The organism is Kineococcus indalonis (assembly GCF_009906395.1).
Taxonomy (GTDB): domain Bacteria; phylum Actinomycetota; class Actinomycetes; order Actinomycetales; family Kineococcaceae; genus Kineococcus; species Kineococcus indalonis.
The window spans coordinates 1-464 of record NZ_JAAALM010001021.1 but is presented as its reverse complement, the minus strand read 5'-3'; the positions used below and the strand labels follow the sequence as shown (position 1 = coordinate 464).

Annotated in this window: 1 protein-coding gene; it reads right to left on the bottom strand. The window is 70.9% G+C overall.

The genetic code is table 11. From position 1 onward, the window contains the following. Positions 1–464 (bottom strand): ribose-5-phosphate isomerase (locus tag GTR00_RS22500; RefSeq protein WP_166613674.1); only part of this gene is annotated, 464 nt, incomplete at its 5' end.

Genomic DNA, 464 nt, shown 5'->3' with positions numbered 1-464 from the left:
TCAGCTCAGGGCGCTGGCGTCCTTGTCGGCGTCGGTCTCGTAGCCGCAGATCGCGTCGACCTTGGCGGCCGAGGCGCTGGCGGGGTCGAAGACGTAGCCGAGGAACTCCTTGGCCAGGCGGCGGGCCAGCTCCTTGCCGATCACGCGCTCGCCCAGGGTGAGCACCTGCGCGTCGTTGCTCAGCACCAGGCGCTCCACGGAGAAGGAGTCGTGCGCGGTGGAGGCGCGGATGCCCTTGACCTTGTTGGCGGCGATGGCCACGCCCATGCCGGTGCCGCACACGAAGATGCCGCGGTCGGCCTCCCCGGCGGCGATCTTGCGGGCACCGGCCACGGCCACGTGCGGGTAGGCGGTGTCCTCGTCGCCGTTGACGCCGACGTCGATGACCTCCTTCACGCGCGGGTCCTTCAGCAGGTCGGCCTTGATGGCCTCCTTGTAGCTCACGCCCGCCTCGTCGGCGGCGA